The 18,438-nt window shown below is 37.0% G+C and carries 19 protein-coding genes and 1 tRNA gene; 12 read left to right on the forward strand and 8 right to left on the reverse strand.

Translation table 11 applies throughout. The features are described 5' to 3' along the window. The first annotated feature begins 1 nt into the window (after window position 1). Window positions 2-1,117, forward strand: a complete 1,116-nt coding sequence (locus FACI_RS05420) for a pyridoxal-phosphate-dependent aminotransferase family protein (RefSeq protein ID WP_019841589.1) — start codon at window positions 2-4, stop codon at window positions 1,115-1,117. Here FACI_RS05420 and alaXM read toward each other — a convergent pair. Together alaXM and FACI_RS05430 are read right to left on the reverse strand one after the other, a co-directional pair. Next, on the reverse strand, window positions 1,104-1,820 hold the full coding sequence (alaXM, locus tag FACI_RS05425; protein ID WP_009887126.1) for an alanyl-tRNA editing protein AlaXM: 717 nt from the start codon (window positions 1,818-1,820) through the stop codon (window positions 1,104-1,106). The genes FACI_RS05420 and alaXM overlap by 14 nt on opposite strands. A gap of 40 nt (window positions 1,821-1,860) precedes the next feature. After that, the gene (locus FACI_RS05430) at window positions 1,861-3,237 is read right to left on the reverse strand and encodes a transposase (RefSeq protein ID WP_009887127.1); all 1,377 of its coding nucleotides are present in this window, start codon (window positions 3,235-3,237) and stop codon (window positions 1,861-1,863) included. A 469-nt stretch (window positions 3,238-3,706) separates the two neighbouring features. On the opposite strand from FACI_RS05430, the gene pdo reads away from it, so the two are divergent. Together pdo and FACI_RS05440 are read left to right on the forward strand one after the other, a co-directional pair. Further along, window positions 3,707-4,369, forward strand: a complete 663-nt coding sequence (gene pdo, locus FACI_RS05435) for a protein disulfide oxidoreductase (protein WP_009887128.1) — start codon at window positions 3,707-3,709, stop codon at window positions 4,367-4,369. A gap of 64 nt (window positions 4,370-4,433) precedes the next feature. Beyond that, window positions 4,434-4,507: transfer RNA gene (locus FACI_RS05440), tRNA-Thr, on the forward strand. 41 nt (window positions 4,508-4,548) lie between these two features. Here the strand turns inward: FACI_RS05440 and FACI_RS05445 are convergent. Next, window positions 4,549-5,757: an NAD(P)/FAD-dependent oxidoreductase gene (locus FACI_RS05445; RefSeq protein ID WP_009887129.1), complete on the reverse strand. Its 1,209-nt coding sequence runs from the start codon at window positions 5,755-5,757 to the stop codon at window positions 4,549-4,551. Between the two features lie 196 nt (window positions 5,758-5,953). Next, entirely contained in the window at window positions 5,954-6,220 is a 267-nt protein-coding gene (locus FACI_RS05450; protein ID WP_009887130.1) for a hypothetical protein, read from the reverse strand. 84 nt (window positions 6,221-6,304) lie between these two features. On the opposite strand from FACI_RS05450, the gene FACI_RS05455 reads away from it, so the two are divergent. Further along, entirely contained in the window at window positions 6,305-6,973 is a 669-nt protein-coding gene (locus FACI_RS05455) for a type I 3-dehydroquinate dehydratase (RefSeq protein ID WP_187288937.1), read from the forward strand. A gap of 160 nt (window positions 6,974-7,133) precedes the next feature. Here FACI_RS05455 and FACI_RS05460 read toward each other — a convergent pair whose 3' ends face one another. The 3 genes from FACI_RS05460 to dnaG all read right to left on the reverse strand — a co-directional run bounded on the left by FACI_RS05460 (window position 7,134) and on the right by dnaG (window position 10,954). Further along, window positions 7,134-7,763, reverse strand: a complete 630-nt coding sequence (locus FACI_RS05460; protein WP_009887132.1) for a MarC family protein — start codon at window positions 7,761-7,763, stop codon at window positions 7,134-7,136. 438 nt (window positions 7,764-8,201) lie between these two features. Next, a complete protein-coding gene (locus FACI_RS05465) occupies window positions 8,202-9,683 on the reverse strand; it encodes an ATP-binding protein (protein ID WP_009887133.1) in 1,482 nt (493 codons plus the stop codon). Then, entirely contained in the window at window positions 9,668-10,954 is a 1,287-nt protein-coding gene (gene dnaG, locus FACI_RS05470) for a DNA primase DnaG (RefSeq protein ID WP_009887134.1), read from the reverse strand. The genes FACI_RS05465 and dnaG overlap by 16 nt, the downstream gene beginning before the upstream one ends. 325 nt (window positions 10,955-11,279) lie before the next feature. Here dnaG and FACI_RS05475 point away from each other — a divergent pair, with 325 nt between their 5' ends. From FACI_RS05475 to FACI_RS05485, 3 genes are read left to right on the forward strand one after another with little or no spacing between them, the layout of a single operon-like run. Beyond that, entirely contained in the window at window positions 11,280-12,293 is a 1,014-nt protein-coding gene (locus FACI_RS05475) for a TIM barrel protein (protein ID WP_009887135.1), read from the forward strand. A gap of 8 nt (window positions 12,294-12,301) precedes the next feature. After that, window positions 12,302-12,589: a DUF5611 family protein gene (locus tag FACI_RS05480; protein WP_009887136.1), complete on the forward strand. Its 288-nt coding sequence runs from the start codon at window positions 12,302-12,304 to the stop codon at window positions 12,587-12,589. A 22-nt stretch (window positions 12,590-12,611) separates the two neighbouring features. Then, entirely contained in the window at window positions 12,612-12,977 is a 366-nt protein-coding gene (locus FACI_RS05485; protein WP_009887137.1) for a DUF3198 domain-containing protein, read from the forward strand. On the opposite strand, the gene speE is transcribed toward FACI_RS05485, so the two are convergent. After that, window positions 12,978-13,799, reverse strand: coding sequence for a polyamine aminopropyltransferase (speE, locus tag FACI_RS05490; protein WP_009887138.1), 822 nt, complete (start codon window positions 13,797-13,799; stop codon window positions 12,978-12,980). Between the two features lie 283 nt (window positions 13,800-14,082). Here speE and FACI_RS05495 point away from each other — a divergent pair, with 283 nt between their 5' ends. The 5 genes from FACI_RS05495 to eif2g all read left to right on the forward strand — a co-directional run bounded on the left by FACI_RS05495 (window position 14,083) and on the right by eif2g (window position 18,434). Then, window positions 14,083-14,355 (forward strand): HU family DNA-binding protein, encoded by a 273-nt coding sequence (locus FACI_RS05495; protein ID WP_009887139.1) that lies wholly within the window; start codon window positions 14,083-14,085, stop codon window positions 14,353-14,355. A 90-nt stretch (window positions 14,356-14,445) separates the two neighbouring features. Continuing rightward, the gene (locus FACI_RS05500) at window positions 14,446-16,041 is read left to right on the forward strand and encodes a bifunctional N(6)-L-threonylcarbamoyladenine synthase/serine/threonine protein kinase (RefSeq protein ID WP_009887140.1); all 1,596 of its coding nucleotides are present in this window, start codon (window positions 14,446-14,448) and stop codon (window positions 16,039-16,041) included. 154 nt (window positions 16,042-16,195) lie between these two features. After that, entirely contained in the window at window positions 16,196-16,744 is a 549-nt protein-coding gene (locus tag FACI_RS05505; RefSeq protein ID WP_009887141.1) for an XTP/dITP diphosphatase, read from the forward strand. Window positions 16,745-16,824: 80 nt separating this feature from the next. Next, on the forward strand, window positions 16,825-17,214 hold the full coding sequence (locus FACI_RS05510) for a 30S ribosomal protein S6e (RefSeq protein ID WP_009887142.1): 390 nt from the start codon (window positions 16,825-16,827) through the stop codon (window positions 17,212-17,214). Further along, entirely contained in the window at window positions 17,214-18,434 is a 1,221-nt protein-coding gene (eif2g, locus tag FACI_RS05515; protein ID WP_009887143.1) for a translation initiation factor IF-2 subunit gamma, read from the forward strand. Before FACI_RS05510 ends, eif2g begins: the two co-directional genes overlap by 1 nt. Window positions 18,435-18,438 lie beyond the last annotated feature (4 nt).

The following is an 18,438-nucleotide window of genomic DNA, read 5'->3' on the forward strand; positions in this document are numbered from 1 at the left end:
AGTGCTTCTCATACCTGGCCCGGTTGAAGTCCCATATTCAGTTTCAAATGCTGGATCCATTGTTTCAAACCATCGTTCTCCAGAATTTAAGAATGTTGTCAAAGAAAATGAATCATTACTCAACAAATTTTCAGGAGCGTATAAAACAGTAATGGTTACCGGATCCGGAACACTGGCTGTAGAAACCATGGTTTTCTCCCTGATAAACAATAATGACCGTGTATTGTCCATAAGCTATGGAAACTTTGGAGAACGGCTTATAGATTCAATAGCTAAAAAAACCACAAATACTCAGTTTATCACGCATGACCAGCTTAATATTGAAACCCTTCTTGAAGAAATACGCAGCAGGGATTTTGATAAATTGTTCCTTGTCCACAATGAAACTTCCAATGGCACCGCAATAAGAGACCTTACAGAAATCATTAAAATAGTTAAAGAAAAAGGTGCTAAACTGCTTGTTGACGATGTATCCGGTTTCGCCGGTTATAATATGGATATGAATGGAATTTATGCTATGGTAACAGGCAGCCAGAAAAACCTGGCCTCTATCCCTGGAATTGGAATAATATTCCTCTCTATTGAAGCGTATAATGATGTGATGTCGCAAGTTTCAACAAATACGCCATTTTATCTGGACCTGAAAACTTCACTAAAGTTTCTTGAAAAAAATGAAACGGCTTACACACCATCAACCGGTGCTTTTATATCGCTGAATTTTGCCCTGAAAATACTTGAAAAAGAAGGGTTTGCCAACAGAGTAAAAAGGATAACATCATCTGCCGATTTCATAAGGTCTTCCCTTTCTGATAATGGTGTAGAAATATTTGGAAATAAAGGCACATACTCCAGCACTGTTGTATGTTTCTACAACAATGATCCGGATATGGTAAACAAATTGGCTGAACATGGAATAACAGTTTCTAAAGGAATGGGAAAACTTGCAAATACAACATTGAGGGTCGGTACAATGGGCATGATAAATAACCACTATATAGAAAAATTCCTGAACAGCTATTTCAAAATCTCAGGAAAAAATATTATTATAAAGGAAAGCGACATACCACCATCTACCAGATTGCCTGACTTTTTAGTTGATGATGTTAGTCTAGCTTAAAGCTAAGCCTCTTGTGCCCTTTTCCTTTATTTTCAATTTTTAGCATTTCTATCCTTCCCACTTCTCCGGTATTTTTTACATGTGTCCCTCCGTCAGCCTGGAAATCGAAATTCTCAATTTCTATAATACGCACAACAGGCAATTTTTCTATTAACTGCCTGCCCGGTTCTGTCCTGGCGAGCCCAGGTATTTTCAGTGCTTCTTCACTGCTAATCTCACGGGCAAAAACTTTGTGCCCTGAATTTATAACATCCTGCGCCTTTGAGATAATCTGCGTTATAAGGTCGCGGTCAATTATATCGAAACTGAAGTCCACCCTCGCATGGTCATCATATATCTGTCCCCCGGTTAGAAGCCCATTTTTATAATCATTATTCACCACGCCGTCTATTATATGGACTGCTGTGTGGTATCTCATATGTATATACCTCTTATCCCAGTCTATTACGCCATGTACATTGGCCCCAGGTGTAACATTCTCTATTTTGTCAGCTATATGCCTGATTTCTCCGTCTTCCTGGATAACATCTATTATCTTCATTTCACCATTAGAAGTTTTGAGTATACCCGTATCGTTTGGCTGGCCTCCACTTGTAGGATAAAATAATGTTTTGTCCAGTACCACATAGTTATCCTTAACCGAAATCACGGAGGCATCAAATTCCCGTCCGTACATATCATTATAATACAGTTTTTCAGTCATATGTGTGATAATATTATTTATTATATTAATCCTTAACTCTTCATTTTTTACGTAATATGTCCAGATCTATCCCTAATTTTGATATGAGTTCCTTTGCCTTCTTCGGTATCTCGCTTACCATCTCAGTTTTCCCTGTACTGTAGATTTTTATCCTGGAGAGGATAAGCAGGATATCCCTCACACTGTATTTTCCATCTATCATGTTAAGTACCTGGAAATGCAGGTAAAGTGAGAGTAAATTCAAAAACATGTAGGATGAAAGCATGTGATCATCCCTGATATATGATCTATCCGTTTCAAGGTCATTCTTGTATACATTGAAAGCGTATTCAACGTATTCGCGTTCTTTGTACAATCTGTATATCCGTTCCGGTTCATCATTGATATCGGATAAAAGGTAAAGCTTTCCAAAGTCACCGGAATGATCGTAGTATGATGATTTAGGCCTTATATTGTCATGGATTCTTATGAGGTAGTCCCTCTCCTCCTCTGATTTTAGAACAGGGTCTTCGAATACATATACACCATTCTCAGGCTTCCAGCACTTTACAGGCTTTCCATTGTACATGAATACATTAAGGAAATCACCGTTTTCAGGTATAATGGAAGAATTCCTCCTTAATGGTATGATGTAGCTAAGATGCCTCTTCCTTAACTTTTTAATATTGTCTGCGGAGAAGAAACCCTTATCCGCTACTATAACGCATTTCTCAATACCTGCCATGTCTATTGTATTTGCCATAGCTGACACATCCCTTATTGACCCTGGAAGTACCCTTATAAATGTGGGTAGAGTCCTTGTTGATGAGAATAACATCATAACATTGATCTGTGGCAGGTGTATCTCCTTAGAATTATGGCCGGGTTCCAGGAATGATATATTATCCGATCTGGAGAATATGGCTGTTGAATCCATTAAAACATATTCTCCCTTCTCCGTGAGCTTCCCCATTGCATTTACCATGCCTTCCTGTGGCAGTGATGACAGCATTCCTGAAATGGACCCGGGAGACATGGATTCCCTATACATTCTTGAAAGGTATGTTTTCTCATATAGATACCTTAAGGACTTCATTGGTAGCGGCTGTATATCCCTGAGGATAACATATATTATTATCCTGTCGTACATGTATGGAAATACCTGCTTCAGTACCGGGAGTATTGTCTTCCCTGCTATTCCATACAACAATGCAATATTTCCATATTCATAGTCTCCCCTTATGGCTGAAACATCGCTCTTCTTTATTATTCCAGCAGGTGTTACAACCCCAAGGTATTTGCCTGTAACTTTCTTTGCCCTTTTTAGCTCCTTATCATACCTGCTTGATGATTCATATGCATAATACCTGTCGCCGAACCTCCTTATCTCTATTCCTTTTCCCTTATGTTTCAATACCCAGTCTGGCATATTATTCATATAACGTATATATACGTGATATGTATATAAATATTTCTCCAATCAAATATGGTAATAAACTCAGTAAAACACTAACTTACCATTACATAGATGGAGAGAGAAAATGTGACATATAACGTAAAAAACTAAGAGTTAAGGATTAATTTAAAGGAAATAAATAGAGAAGTTCCACATTTTCAGGTTATGATTTCCGTTAACCTGACATCTATCTAAAGAACTTATTAAGTCATTACCTGTTCAACGCTTAAACTTCTCGGCATAACCCACATTGTCTATCCTTCATGGAATGCCCCCTATAAGACTTCTAAATACGGACGGAATAATGTATAAACTGGAAAGCATAGATAATGTGCATTAACCAGTTAATACCGTACTTTATGGGAGAATAACTGCCGGTACATTATCATGTCACTATACATATTTGTGCAGTAAAGTTTTTATAACTTAATAAAATATCAAAAAGATAATTATGAGTTTAATAAGAGACGAGGATGCAAAATTCCTTAGGGAAGATTTCGATAAAAAATTAAAAAATACTGTTGATCTGGTTGTATTTTCATCGGAAAGCAGCGATTGCAAGTATTGCAAGGACACCATATCCCTTGTTGATGAAGTCGGCGCATTATCTGACAAAATTAACATTGTTAAATATGTCTACGAAAAAGATAAGGAAATGGTAGAAAAATATGGCGTTGAGAAATATCCTGCAACAATAGTAGCCAGGCACGATGATAAGGATGGAAGGATAATATACTATGGAATTCCATCAGGATATGAATTCGGTTCGTTAATTGAGGACCTTGAAAATGTATCTGTTGGAGAAGCCGACGTTTCCAAAAAAGCTGTTGACCTTATATCAAAAATAGACAAACCTATTACAATTAAGGTTTACGTAACTCCCACATGCCAGTATTGCCCGAAGGCTGTTATAACCGCTCATAAATTTGCTCTGATGAACAAAAACATAAAAAGCGAGATGATAGAGTCACTGGAATTTGACAAGGAAGCCTCAGATGCTGGAGTATCTGCTGTTCCACACATAGTAATAAATGATGATGTGACTTTTCCAGGCGCATATCCTGATGACCAGTTTGCCGAATATGTAATGGAAGCATACAACCACCAGGAATAAAATTTTAATTTTATTTTTCGAATAAATAGAAATTTTATATAATAATTTTTAATACACTAATTACGCCATCGTAGCTCAGCATGGTAGAGCGGCTGATTTGTAATCAGCAGGTCGGGGGATCGAATCCCTCCGATGGCTTGCTAAATATAATAATAATCATGGTTTTATTCTCTATAAAGTTAATATATTGTACCTATCCCTGAATACATAGATTTAATGGGTTTTTTACTTTTAAATCTGCTTGCAGAGAAGTTGCGCCAGTCAAACAATGCTTTTTCCGGTTCATTTACCGTCAACATATCCGCCACTATTCTCCCATATGCAGGGGACAATTTAAATCCGTGCCCGCTCAGCCCAGCACATACATAAACATTATCCAGCCCTATTCCTGACAATGAATCTATTATTGCCTGCCCATCTGGTGACATATCGTACAACCCGGAAACGGTTGAGATTACAGAAGCATTAGCCATTCCAGGCAGCCTATCAGTTAATTTTCCGAGATACTGTTCTATATACTCATCGGTTATGTGGTTTTCAATATCTCCATCCGGGTCAAATTCTCTTGTGTCTATAGCAGGGTCAAGGCTTCCTATAGCAGTTATGGAAGCCCCCTCCATCTTGTAATATGATGAATTTTGTGGATCCCATAATGTAGGCTTTATTCCTGTATATTCTTCAGGCCTTCTGAGGTATATTGTGTCATGTACCGAAGCATATATAGGCAAAAGGTCTGCACTGGAAACACCTGACCTCTGGAGCAAGTCATTTGTCCATGTATTAGTCGCCAGAACTATAGCATCTGCAGAGAATTTCTCCCCATTATACGTTTCTACATGTGCCATGCCATTATCAGAAGAAACCGTTTTGACTGATTTACCGGTAACTATCTCTGCACCAAGGTTCTTTGCAGCCGATGCATATGCATTGGAAGTGGCAACCGGGTCAGCATACCCACTATCCGGTTCGTATAAAATATAATCATAACCTTCTGTACTTATATCCGGAAAAAACTCTTTAACTTCTTTCAGAGAAATTTCTTTTTCATTAATTCCAAGGGATTTCAACATTTTAAAATTCTTGCTGGCTTCCAAAGCATTTGAGCCATTAAACGGGAATACCATGCCTGTCTTTGTAAAACCAGAATATCCAGTATTGCCAAAATTCATAAATTCCCTGATAGAATAAAGTGCAAGTGATGAAATTAATTCATTGCTATAATGTGTCCTTACAAGGGCACTTGATTTTCCAGTATTGCCGGAAGCTATATTTCCCCTTTCAATTAACTTTACCTTTTTCCCACGGTTTGCGAGATTATACGCAATACTGGTTCCGGAACTGCCCCCACCTACAACTATTACAGAATTAATATGTTTATCACTGGCCATATTATTTCATGTTTAATGTGTATAAAAATATTGTTTTAGGGCTATAACTCAGTGCCTTGAAATCAAAGCTATTGATTTCAAGTGTTTAAATGCATACATATTATTTCTTCTCATTCATTCTGCGTGGGTGTATGATGTTCATCCATTACTCTAAAATAAGGGTTCATGGAAGAATTTATCATGCTATTTTAAAAATTTAATTAAAATATGTTGTTTTCCCTTTGTCATCTTCCTTATTCTTTGACACTATATTCTCTTCATCGAATTCGATATATGATATTGTTCCAACAGGTATAAGCCTTAATTTTGACTTGCCCTCCGAGCTTACTCTTAAAACCAGGGAACCTTCCTCACCAAGTATTGCATATCCCACGTATTCGCCTTCAGTAATCATCGGCTTGTCATCACCGCTTGATGAAACAACTGTGTACACACCGCCTTTTTTAATTTCTATCATATCCATATTCTGGTATAGTATTCTATGTAAAAAGGTTTATCGTACTATGCATTATATATATAATTTTATATGAGTGTTGTATATTCAATTATGCCTGAAAATTCATGCATTATATATACGTCAATGTTTTTTCCTGACTCCCGCCAGATGAAACTGGAATTTGACAAAAATAAAGATAATTTCAAGGGCCATTATGAAATCAGATACGACCTTTTTAATGATAAGAGCCTGAAAAATCTAGAAGATATGCTTATGTATTTAAATTCACATAAGGTTGATTATATATTCACATTCAGGTCTGCAGATAAAAATGAAATAGAGAAGGTATATGGTACTGCATTAAAATTCAGCCCACCGGTTATTGATATTGATATTAAATCATTTACATTCAATAGAAATATGTTTAACAACTCAAAGCTTATGATATCGTTCCACGGAGATAATAATGATGATGTTCCAGCCCTGTTAGAAGATATGTCAGAATTCAACCCTGACATTTACAAGATCGCACTCGCATATACTGACATAGAAAAATTTCTCAAGGACCTCAATTACCTTTATGCTTACAGAAAAAAGAACGGGATAAAATTAGCTTACATACCTATGGGCTCGGAAAATAGTTTTTTAAGAGTAGTATCTGCATATCTCGTTTCCGATTATTCCTACGCATCATATACACAACCTACAGCTCCCGGGCAAATATCGAAGGAACAATTTCAAGCTGTTCTGGAAATGTTCCGTCCAGACACCCCCGTATGAGAAACGCCGTATGTTGCTATGCCATAGCATCTATATATGAGTTTATAGAAATTATTGACTATAGTATATCAAATAGCAGGGGATAATTAAAACCGGTACAACTCAGCCATTAACTAAGGCATCACGGAATTAAGTTATGCCTTCTATTCCAGAAAATTTATCACACATGAAAAATATGGATGATACCTGTTGTAATAAGGTCAACGGCTATAGCAGTAAGCAGCAATCCCATTATCCTTGATATTACTATTGATCCGGTCTTCCCGATTTTCTGGAATATGGGAAGGGAATACCTGAGAATAATAAACGCCAGGACTAATACAAGTATTACTGCTAGAACTACCATCAGCCTGGAAAATATGTCTATTCCAGCTCTGTTGAAGTAAATAATTGCTGTGGTTATAGTTCCTGGCCCTGCCAGTAGAGGCGTTCCTATCGGTGCTATAGCTATGCCTTCCCGATCAGCTGAATCCTGCTGTTCTGCATTTGTTATCTTTGTTGTTGATGTTTTGCCCTGAAGCATATCAAAACCAACCTTGAAAAGCAGTATGCCTCCAGCTATTTCAAAATCGTAAATGCTAATTCCAAGTATATCAAAAATATAAACTCCCAGAAACATAAATCCGAAAACCATGCCGGAAGCCATGTACACACTTCTACGTATAACTTCCTTCCGTTCTTTCAGACTGTATCCATCTGTAAGCGTTATCAGTATAGGGACTGCACCTATTGGATTCATTATTGCGAATAATGCCACGAATACAGTGATAAACAAAAGTAGAATTGCCATTTAATGTGCATAAGTAAAATGTATTAATGCTTTTGGTTTAAAAAATTACAAATCATTCTACCAGAAAGAAAGCCACTGAGTTTACGATGTGGATGAATTGCTGGAATTGTTAAACATCTTATAATTAATTAATATTTAAACAATTTTAAAATACTACGAATGGAATAATTTTTAAAATAACAATAAATTAAACATTTTTGAGATAATTATTATGTACCGCAAGGCTTATACAATAATATCAAACCCATAGATATAGGTGGAATAACCGGCGCACTTAAACATAAGGCATCAACACCTATATTGTACCTGAGGATAGCAGGGAATTTACGCCTGTGGAGATTATTGCCTCCGGCTTTGAATGGCTTAGTATTAGCTCCTATGTGAAGTTAAAGTATGGTCAATGAAGCAGAAAGTCTCTATGCTTTAGCATGAGGTAGTTCACTGGTATGACCGGTCCTCACTGTTGTTGTAGTAATTATAGTATTCTCCACGCTGGGAACCTGTCGCTTCCTCACCCAGTGCGTTATTCATGCTGCCATAGTACTTCTTTATTTTTTCCTCAACCGGGACATAAAGCGATAATGCCTCTTTAACATCGGATTTTTCTATGAGTTTGTGGCCATTTTCAATTGACATATCACCGGAGGCGCGAATCAGGCCGCCAAGTTCTCTCAATTTAAGTGTCAAAGCATTGCTTTTATGCTCCTCCAATGCCCTGCGCCTGCCCTCATTTATAATCAAATCAGCAGCATCCATAGTCATATGTGGAATCTTCCCATCTACATTTATCTCCTGTGCTATGAATTGAAGGTATTTCATGCGGTTTTCCTTTGTATCAGGTATAGAATTTTCCATTAATACCTCATATCCATTGCCCACAATTCTGGATCTTAACGGGCTGAGTATATATTGCAAGTCCTGAATATTGCAAGCAGCTACTAGAATAAAATCTGTTGGCACATCATCAACCTTGACGCTGGCTCCAGCACTCTGTGGATTTCTTCCGACTATTGGGAATTTCCTCTCCTGCATTGCTGTCAGGATAAAACGCTGTAGATTGCCTAAGTGTGTGATTTCATCAATGAAAAGAACACCCTCATGGGCCATATGCACTGAACCGGCAACAACCCTCTCATATGGCATAGTCCCCAGCTGGGGGTGCCCGCCATAGGGGTCATGCCTTACATCTCCTAAAAGTTCTGTTTCACTGGCTCCTGTAGCCAGCACAAATGGATTTCTATCAATTGGGACAATAACCTTGCTCGGGCTCTTTTTCTCAAGCTTCCGCCTGCGTTCCAGAGTTTTTTCATCCAGGACACGTATTTTGTCACCGTATTTTTCGTATACAACTATCTGCTCTTTATCTCCCACTTTTCTTGTCTGGGTTACCCTGTCATTGTTGTTGTTTACACCAAAAGCAACTCCTATTACATTGAAAACATCATTAAATGGGCCCTGTGTGTTGTTTACAACCTTCGGGTTGTTGCAGTTCGGGCAAACACTTTCCGTAGGAGATGAGTAAAAACCACAGTGCGGGCATTTATAACCCAGCCTCTGTGCAACATTATCAGGTGCATCTTTTGGTTCTATAATCTCTCCCTCTATCGAATTCATTTCGTGTTTTTCATTTTCAATTTCGGCAATTGTCCTGACCTCAATAAACGGCCGTTCAGGATACGAAGGATTGTGGACAACCCTTATTTCTTCCTCAGGCCTGCTAATGTAAAATGACATTGCCTGGGCTATCATTGATTTTCCAACACCGGGTGGACCTACAAGTAAAAGATTCCTTCTCTGTTTTGCGGCAATTAATGCCAGGCGAACAGCCTCTTCCTGCCCTATTACTCTATCAAGGGGGTTAGATGGGATTTTTATGAATGATGTATCGGGGTATTCTGTATAATTTACATATGTTCCCATGTAACCACCCTTATCTCATCCGGTTTTTTTGTCACATGTCCGATTTTCATGCCATAAATAGATTTTACGCCCATGCTGAAAGCAATATCAACAAATCTCTGGGATATTACTCCGCCACTAATAATTGTTGTTCCGTTTTTTACGCTCTGCATCAATTCAGCTGCATCGGATACTGGATATCTTGCTATGGGATTTCCCGCATCATCATAAATTTCAACGGCTTTGCTTTCAAATAACTCGTTCAATTTATTTCTCACAAATCTTGGATCGTTTATATCGTTGATTTCCTCTATTACCGGTGCTTCCACTTCAGCGGTTTCCACGTGTTTAGGCTCTTTCTCTTGTTTCTTCTGTTGGGGCTCCTCCTTAACTGTAGTATTTACGTTCATATCTGCTATGGCTTTATTGTTTTTCTCGGTAAATTCCTTCAGTTCCTCAATCATTCCGTGGGATTCAAGATACTGGTTTACAGGTGCTTTGTATTTAAGTGCTTTTACTATCTGCTTATATGTAAGCTCCTCAACCTCTGTTCCTGGTGGAGCCCTGGCTATAAAGTCAACATCAGCAACCTGGAGCATTTCCTTTATTATTAGTTCGCCCCCATGGTCACCATCAACAAATAATGTTACAGTCCTTGCTTTGGAAAGCTCTTTAACCGTTTTTGGAACACTTGTTCCCTGTACAGCTATGGTATTTTTTATGCCATACCTTAACAGATTAAGGACATCATTTCTGCCTTCAACAACTATAATAGAATCTGAAGTTCCAACAGCCGGTCCAGCAGGGAGGTGTTCCTCTCCATAGGAAAGAATCTCCTTTTTTTCGACTTCTTCCCTTACAGATTGGATAATACTTTCACTGAGGCTTTTCCCGTTTGTACCCATTTTTTTATACAATTCCTCGGCTCTCTGTATAACCTTATCTCTTTTGTTAATTCTTACGTCTTCCACGTCTTCTATATCAACCTTCGCCTTACAGGGCCCTATTCTGTCTATAGTTTCAAGAGCAGCAGCAAGAATTGAACTCTCAACCTGGTCAAGCCCGGACGGAATAAGGACAAAGCCCTCTGTTCTGCCTTTTTTAGTATCTATCTCAACTTCAATTCTTCCAATTTTCCCACTTTTTTGCAAATCCCTTAAATCTAATTCTTCACCCAATAATCCTTCAGTTTGACCAAATATTGCACCAACAACATCTGGTTTTTCAACAACTCCGTCAGTTACTATCTTTGCTTTGATAACATATTTCGTTATGTTTGGATCGACATTCATTATTATCACCGTTATTTGTGTTAATTAAGTTATTATGATAATTTTTACTTACCATTAAATTGTTATGTATAAAATGTATATAATCTATTCGTTATCATTTCTGGCATGAATTAATAATTAAAGCAATATGCAGTGCTGATTCCTGCAGAAGATTAAACCATAGCATGAATTTTCAAAATTTCTATAACTATAATTAGTACCTCAATCTGGAGATAAAATATAAAGAATATTTTCACTGTGCATTATTTATAATGCTTCCTCAATTCGTAGAGAATATGCAGGAATTTTCAAAAGGTTAAAATAAGTAAGATATATCATTAAAAGAATGATAAAGTTTGGTGTTGCTGGAATACCACTTACCAGTAAGGGAAGAACGTATATGGATTCAATTCAGGAAGTGGCAAATCTCGGCTTAAATTCTCTTGAAGTTCAACTTTTAAGGGTAAATGTGAGTGAAGACCCGGCAATTGAATATGTTGATATGTATCCTAAGGATGTTACAGACTCCATCATTGTTGACGTTTTAAGGCCTGATGACACCGGTAACTATAGAAGCATAGGCACTGAAAAGGAAATAGAAGAAGATGACATAGTGCAGGAAATTTTCTGGAATATGGCACGCAATTATGATGAATTGAAAGAGGGAAGTGAAATAGCCAGGGAACTTGATGTGGATATATCAATGCATGCTCCATATTATATGGATCTATTAAATGGCGGGGAAATGGCAGAGAAGTCACTTAACCATTTGCGATGGTCGCTTTTAATAGGAAAGGCCATGGGGGCTAAAAGAATAATTACCCATACAGGATTTTATACCAGAAAAAAATCTGAAAGCCTCAAAAACGCCCTTGATATTTATGCAGACGTTGCAAAAAAATTTTCACATGAAAATGGATATCCATATATTGGCGTAGAAGCTTCCGGCAAAAAAGACCTGTTCGGGACACAGAAAGAACTGTTTTATCTTGCGGATCGGATACCGGAGGTGGAACCCATACTTAACTTCCCACACATCCACTCCATAAATAATGGTTCACTTATAGACGCGAAGAACTTTGAAGATGTGGTTGCTGCATTTGCGAAATATGCAAAGTATGATCTGTATTCAGAATTTGGTGGAGTAGAATACGATAACGGGAACGAATTAAAGATAACTGCAATAAAACACGGAGACCTCAAATTCGAAACTCTTGCAGAGGTAATATCTACCAGTGACAGGGATATGGATATTATATCCATGTCTCCCCTGCTTGAACATGATGCCCAGTATATGGAGTTAATGTACTGGAGGGCACTTTCAAAAAAATATCAGAAAAAACTCGCAAAGAAAATATAGGTGAAAAAATGAGAACATATCCTGTTAAAAAAACAATTAAAATTAATGAAACGTATGTAATGGAAACCCTGAAATCTAGAAACCTTGAATTTCAACAGGAAGGAAACCATATAATTTCTTCATATCCCGGACTAAAAAAAATTGAACTATGGACAGACGGGAAGAAATTATATGTTGAAACAGAAACAGATACCCAGTACAGTAATCCAGGGGAAACAATAAAATTCTTCAACAACCTGCTTGAAGCCCTCACCGGATATACAACAAAGGAACGTAAGAAGCTAATATCTAAATAGTTTATCTTATTACCATTACTAGATGTACAGGGATAAATTATATATAGTATATATTATAATAAGCATTGTATCACTATTTTTTCTTATAATCTCTCTAAACGGTTTGCTATTCCATAATCAATATTTGATAAACCTGATCCCGTTAAAGTCACTTGGCAACTGGCAGTACTGGATATTGATAGCCTCAACAATTGTATTCATATATTTTGCTTATTTGACATATTCAATACTTAATGATATATACACATTTAAAAAATTATTAAAGAGCAGCAGCAAAAAAACTTTTATTGATAATATGCCCAGCCTGGAAAGAATTTCAAAGAGGCTTGGGAAAAACTATGATGAGCTGCTTAAGCAGGCAAAACATAAATGGGGAATAAAAAAATAATTATTTTAGTATATTTTTAACAAATTCCGGAAGATAAAATGAACCGGTCAATATATCACTATTGAAATATTTGCCAGACTTTGCTTTTTCATCCCTCAGTTTCATTTCTCCGGAAGATGCCATTGTAAATGACCATAGTCCGCTTGGATATGTGGGTATAAATGCACAGTATGTCTTTACGCTTTTAAATACCTCTGACATGCCTTTATGTGCCATAGCCAGGGCAGCTGGCTGATAGTATGGAGAACCCGATTGTGTTACCACTATTCCATCATCTGTTAAATGTGCCTTTATGTCCTCATAGAAATCTCTGGAGAATAATCCCTCGGCCGGGCCAACAGGATCCGTGGAATCTATTATTATCCTGTCAAATTTATTCTCTGTTTCTTTTATGTATTTTATTCCATCCCCTACAATTAATTTTACCCTGCTATCCTTGAAAGATGACGATATATCTGGAAAATATTTTTTTGCAATCTCTACAACATTTCCATCAATTTCAACATTTGTAATCTTATCTGTCCCAAGGTCCAGCAACCTTCTGGCTGCTCCACCGTCCCCGCCGCCTATTATTAATACATTTGATGGCCTGGAGTTGAAATAATGGGGAACCATAGTTATCATTTCATGGTAAACGTATTCATCTTTTTCAGTTAATTGCACGGTTCCATCTATGGATAATAACTTTCCAAAATCATAGGTATCGAAAAGGTCTATTCTCTGGTAGTCCGTTTTAACGGAAAGTAGCTGGTCCTTTACCCTGAAGGATAGTTGCAAATTGTCCGAGTATCTTTCCGAAAACCAATTTTCTATTAATCTCATGTAAGTTTATATTTATTGCGTATATAATTCTTATCGGAACCCGTATAAATTTTATTCCATAGCAGGAAATGCCTGGAAATTATTTGAGTTATAAATCCTTACCATATTTAAAGGCAGAATAGAGTTAATATTCCTTATATTTCAATTGGCACTCCATGAATAAGTGTAATAAATGTATGCATTCCAGTTCAAATCTAAAGCAAATTCAGTAATTTTAAGGTTTTATTGGATTTTTTAGAGAAAAGTTTTTATATTACAAATTATATTATGTATTGGTGAAATAATGGTAGGTATAAGTGAATTATCAAAGAAGGTTGCCAGCACTACAAACACGACCCAGAAGAAGACAGCAGAGATAATAACGGCATTCCTTAAGGAAACAGTAGAATCAGTCAATGCAGGAAACAAAGTCAACCTTGCTGATTTCGGAATCTTTGAAAGAAAGGAACAGAAGGAAAGAGTTGCAAGAAACCCTAAAACCAGAGAAGAAATCAAAGTTCCAGCTAAAGACAAATTTGTATTCAGGGCATCTTCTGCTATAAAATACAAAGATTAATCCAAAATTTTTAGATTTTTATACATAACAATAATTTTTCTATTAATTAAATAACTATAATGGTAAAATAATAAATGGTAATAATGTACTATGAAAGTCCTGGGGCTTGAGGGCACAGCTCATACAATAAGTGCCGGTATCGTAGACGATAATAGAATCATTTCAAATTTCTCATCAACTTACATACCAAAAAATGGTGGCATACATCCAAGGGAAGCAGCAATCCACCACGCCGATAACATATTGCCTGTTATGAAGAAAGCATTTGAAGAAAGTGGCCTATCACCTGGCCAGATAAACCTGGTGGCTTTTTCCATGGGCCCCGGCCTAGGGCCGTGTTTGAGGGTTGTAGCTACAGCTGCCAGGGCATTTTCAATTAAATACGGGATTCCATTAATAGGTGTTAACCACCCGCTCGGGCATGTGGAAATAGGAAGGAAACTTTCCGGGGCAAAGGATCCTATAATGTTATATATTTCCGGGGGGAATACACAGATTATAGCACATGAAGAAAATTCCTATAAAGTTCTTGGGGAGACCATGGATATTGGGCTGGGAAATCTGCTGGACAAACTGGCAAGGGATGTAGGCATACCATTTCCAGGAGGACCAAAAATAGAGGAATTTGCTTTAAAAGGTGATAAATTGCTGGATTTGCCATACTCTGTAAAGGGAATGGATACATCATTTTCAGGAATTTATACAGCAGCCAGGAATTATATAGGAAGGGAATCCATAGAAAATATATGCTATAGCGTCCAGGAAACAACCTTTTCCATGCTGGTAGAGGTTTTAGAACGGGCATTATATTATACAGATAAAAGGGAGATTTTACTTGCAGGAGGGGTAGCCAGAAACGATCGGCTCCGTTCAATGGTTTCACATATGGCAAAGTCATCTGGATATGTTGCCTATCTTACAGATAAAAAATACTGTATGGATAATGGTGCCATGATCGCACAGGCAGGCATGTTAATGTATCTTTCTGGGCAGAGGCAGCATATAATGGATACAAAGGTAAATCAAAGTTTCAGGATCGATGAAGTCAAGGTTCCCTGGATTAACTCAAAAAAGCCTGTTATAAGCAATAACAGGGGGGCAGAAGCATTGATTTCAGAATCGCAGTTTTATGGTAGGAAAACTATTACAAAACAGCGCGTAGAAAAAGAATACAGAAATCAGGAACTGGATCGCAAAATAAGAACAGAAAGAATGAAAAATGAGTTTAACCTTATATTCAGGCTAAAAAGCAATGGAATAAATTCTCCTATTCTGTATGATTTTGATAAGTATAATTTCACATTAGTTATGCAAAAACTTGATGGTATAACACTCAATAAACTAATCAGGTCTGGGGATAACTATATGGCGGTTATAAATAAACTTGGCCAGATAATAGGAGAAATGCATAACCTATTAATCTCACATGGCGATCTGAACCCCAACAATATCATGGTTGTTGGGCCAGATATATATCTAATAGACCCCAGCATGGGAAAATTTAATTGTGAAATAGAAGATATGGCAGATGACATTTTCCTCCTCACAGAATCATTTAAAAATCTGTATTCAAACTATGATGTGCTTGAAAATCATTTTATAAGTTCTTATAAGGAAAAATCCACCAATTATGTAGAAATTATAAAAACGCTGGATGAAATAAAGCAAAGAAGGAGATATGTTTGATATAAAACAATATATACAATTTCTGTAATATGTTATACCTGGAAGTGCCCTGTTTAATCGTGTGTTGTTCCGTGAGTATATTTAACTATGGGTATTAAAATTATTATTAACATCACAGCATAATTAATAAATTATAATATGATTCCTGTATTATATGATAAAATTTGTTACCAGCAATAGCCATAAATACGAAGAGGCAAAGGCATTATTTAAAAGCAAAAATATAGAGCTTTCATGGGTTAAAATGGAATATGAGGAAATCCAGGCAGAGGATAATGAATTAATATGCAGGGATAGCTGCATGAAGTTAACAGAAAAAATTGATTCTCCATTTTTTATTGATGATACTGGGCTCTATATAAAATCTTTAAACGGCTTCCCGGGCCCATACGCCTCATACGTACAGTCTACATTAGGGAATTCAAGAATCATGGAAATTGGGGCAGGTTCAGAGGCACACTTCAAAACTGTGATAGGATTTAGCATGGAAAGTGAAATCTACACATTTACAGGAATATTAAATGGCCATATTGCAAAGAAGGAATCCGGAACTAACAAATTCGGTTATGACCCCATATTTATACCAGAAGGCTATGATAAAACACTGGCAGAGCTTTCGACAGAGGAAAAAAATATTATTTCACATCGTGGCAGAGCACTCGATAAATTCATGGATTTCCTATCTTCCAGAGGTATAAAATAATAGTTTTTCAGAACTATTTTAATCTATAATTTTATTAATGAGCATATAATTAGGAATAAATAAAGTTTAAGGTGTATATTATGGTTGTTGCAGTAATTGCGGATAGGAATAGTGGTAAAACATACAAGAAGGACATCTCAGAGGATGTTCTTGGTTCTCTAGCTGGCAGAAAAATAGGAGAAGAGATAGACGGTATATTTTTTGAAATGCCCGGTTATAAGATGAAGTTAACCGGTGGAAGCGCAAATGACGGGTTTCCTATGAAGAAAGACCTTTCAATTATGGGCAAAAAGAGGATACTTATAACCTATAATAAAGGCAGAAAGGGGAAAAATGGTGTTAGGAAAAGAGTAACATTCAGGGGGAATACAATAGGTTCAGATATATCCCAGCTTAATCTTGTTATTACACAGTACGGTACAAAACCACTTGATGCTAAGGAAGAAACAGAAGAAAAAGGAGAACAATAATGGAGCAGCCATCTGTTAATATAGGTATGGTTGGTCATGTTGACCATGGAAAAAGCACCCTGACTTTTGCTTTAACCGGCAAAAAAACAGATGTGCATTCTGAGGAAGTTAAGCGTGGGATATCAATTAAACTTGGATACGCTGATACACCCATATACAGGTGCACAGATGAAACAGGAAAAGAATTTTACAGCAATAAGAAAAATTCTGATAATTGCCAGCTTTCCCGCGTAATATCGATTGTGGATGCACCTGGCCATGAAACATTAATGGCTACAATGCTCGCAGGTTCTGCCATCATGAACGGTGCTATCCTTGTAATAGCAGCAAATGAAGAATGCCCACAACCACAGACAAGGGAACATTTAACTGCCCTGGAAATAATGGGAATAAAGGAAATCATAGTTGTACAGAATAAAATTGACCTTGTAACCAGAGAAAGGGCTATGGAAAGCTACAAAGAAATAAAGGATTTTCTTAAGGGCAGCATTGCAGAAAATGCACCGGTTATCCCTGTAAGTGCATATCATAACACAAATATTGACGTAGTTTTTGAAGCCATAGAGAAAATAATTAAAACTCCACCATTCAATGATAATGATGCACCTATGATGTATATAGCCCGCTCATTTGATATTAACAAACCGGGAACCAAACCCTCAAAATTGAAAGGGGGCGTACTCGGCGGTGCTTTAATTAGAGGCAAACTTACAGTAGGAGATGAAATTGAAATTGCTCCGGGAGTTCAGATTACTAAAGGAAATAAAACTACATGGGATAATGTCACAACAAAAATTACGTCCTTGATGGCAGGTTCGTCTTCATATGAATCTATTTTGCCAGGTGGATTGGCAGCAGTTGGAACTGAACTTGACCCATTCCTTACAAAAGGAGATTCATTTACAGGCAGAATAATCGGATTAAAGGGCAATGTTCCGAAAACCGTATTTAACATGGAGATGGATATACATCTGCTTAACCGTGTTGTCGGCTTTGACGAAGAAGTTAATGTTGAACCATTAAAATCAAATGAAATGATCATGTTAACTGTAGGGACTGCAAATACAATAGGAACTGTGACTTCAATTAAAGACAAACGTGTCGGTGTCTCATTGAAATATCCCGTAGCTGCCAGTATAAATGACCGAATGGCGATAGGAAGGCGTATATCCAACAGATGGAGACTTATTGGATACGGCTCTATACTGACTATATATTAATTTT

Source organism: Ferroplasma acidarmanus Fer1 (genome assembly GCF_000152265.2).
Lineage (GTDB): Archaea > Thermoplasmatota > Thermoplasmata > Thermoplasmatales > Thermoplasmataceae > Ferroplasma > Ferroplasma acidiphilum.

Coding starts and splice junctions, on each gene's coding strand:
- FACI_RS05460 (WP_009887132.1), bottom strand. CDS start 7,763: ATGGCAATTCTACTTTTGTTTATCACTGTATTCGTGGCATTATTCGCA.
- FACI_RS05500 (WP_009887140.1), top strand. CDS start 14,446: ATGAAAGTCCTGGGGCTTGAGGGCACAGCTCATACAATAAGTGCCGGT.
- FACI_RS05455 (WP_187288937.1), top strand. CDS start 6,305: ATGCCTGAAAATTCATGCATTATATATACGTCAATGTTTTTTCCTGAC.
- FACI_RS05430 (WP_009887127.1), bottom strand. CDS start 3,237: ATGAATAATATGCCAGACTGGGTATTGAAACATAAGGGAAAAGGAATA.
- dnaG (WP_009887134.1), bottom strand. CDS start 10,954: ATGAATGTCGATCCAAACATAACGAAATATGTTATCAAAGCAAAGATA.
- FACI_RS05465 (WP_009887133.1), bottom strand. CDS start 9,683: ATGGGAACATATGTAAATTATACAGAATACCCCGATACATCATTCATA.
- eif2g (WP_009887143.1), top strand. CDS start 17,214: ATGGAGCAGCCATCTGTTAATATAGGTATGGTTGGTCATGTTGACCAT.
- alaXM (WP_009887126.1), bottom strand. CDS start 1,820: ATGACTGAAAAACTGTATTATAATGATATGTACGGACGGGAATTTGAT.
- FACI_RS05450 (WP_009887130.1), bottom strand. CDS start 6,220: ATGGATATGATAGAAATTAAAAAAGGCGGTGTGTACACAGTTGTTTCA.
- FACI_RS05475 (WP_009887135.1), top strand. CDS start 11,280: ATGATAAAGTTTGGTGTTGCTGGAATACCACTTACCAGTAAGGGAAGA.
- FACI_RS05485 (WP_009887137.1), top strand. CDS start 12,612: ATGTACAGGGATAAATTATATATAGTATATATTATAATAAGCATTGTA.
- FACI_RS05495 (WP_009887139.1), top strand. CDS start 14,083: ATGGTAGGTATAAGTGAATTATCAAAGAAGGTTGCCAGCACTACAAAC.
- FACI_RS05510 (WP_009887142.1), top strand. CDS start 16,825: ATGGTTGTTGCAGTAATTGCGGATAGGAATAGTGGTAAAACATACAAG.
- FACI_RS05480 (WP_009887136.1), top strand. CDS start 12,302: ATGAGAACATATCCTGTTAAAAAAACAATTAAAATTAATGAAACGTAT.
- FACI_RS05505 (WP_009887141.1), top strand. CDS start 16,196: ATGATAAAATTTGTTACCAGCAATAGCCATAAATACGAAGAGGCAAAG.
- FACI_RS05445 (WP_009887129.1), bottom strand. CDS start 5,757: ATGGCCAGTGATAAACATATTAATTCTGTAATAGTTGTAGGTGGGGGC.
- speE (WP_009887138.1), bottom strand. CDS start 13,799: ATGAGATTAATAGAAAATTGGTTTTCGGAAAGATACTCGGACAATTTG.
- pdo (WP_009887128.1), top strand. CDS start 3,707: ATGAGTTTAATAAGAGACGAGGATGCAAAATTCCTTAGGGAAGATTTC.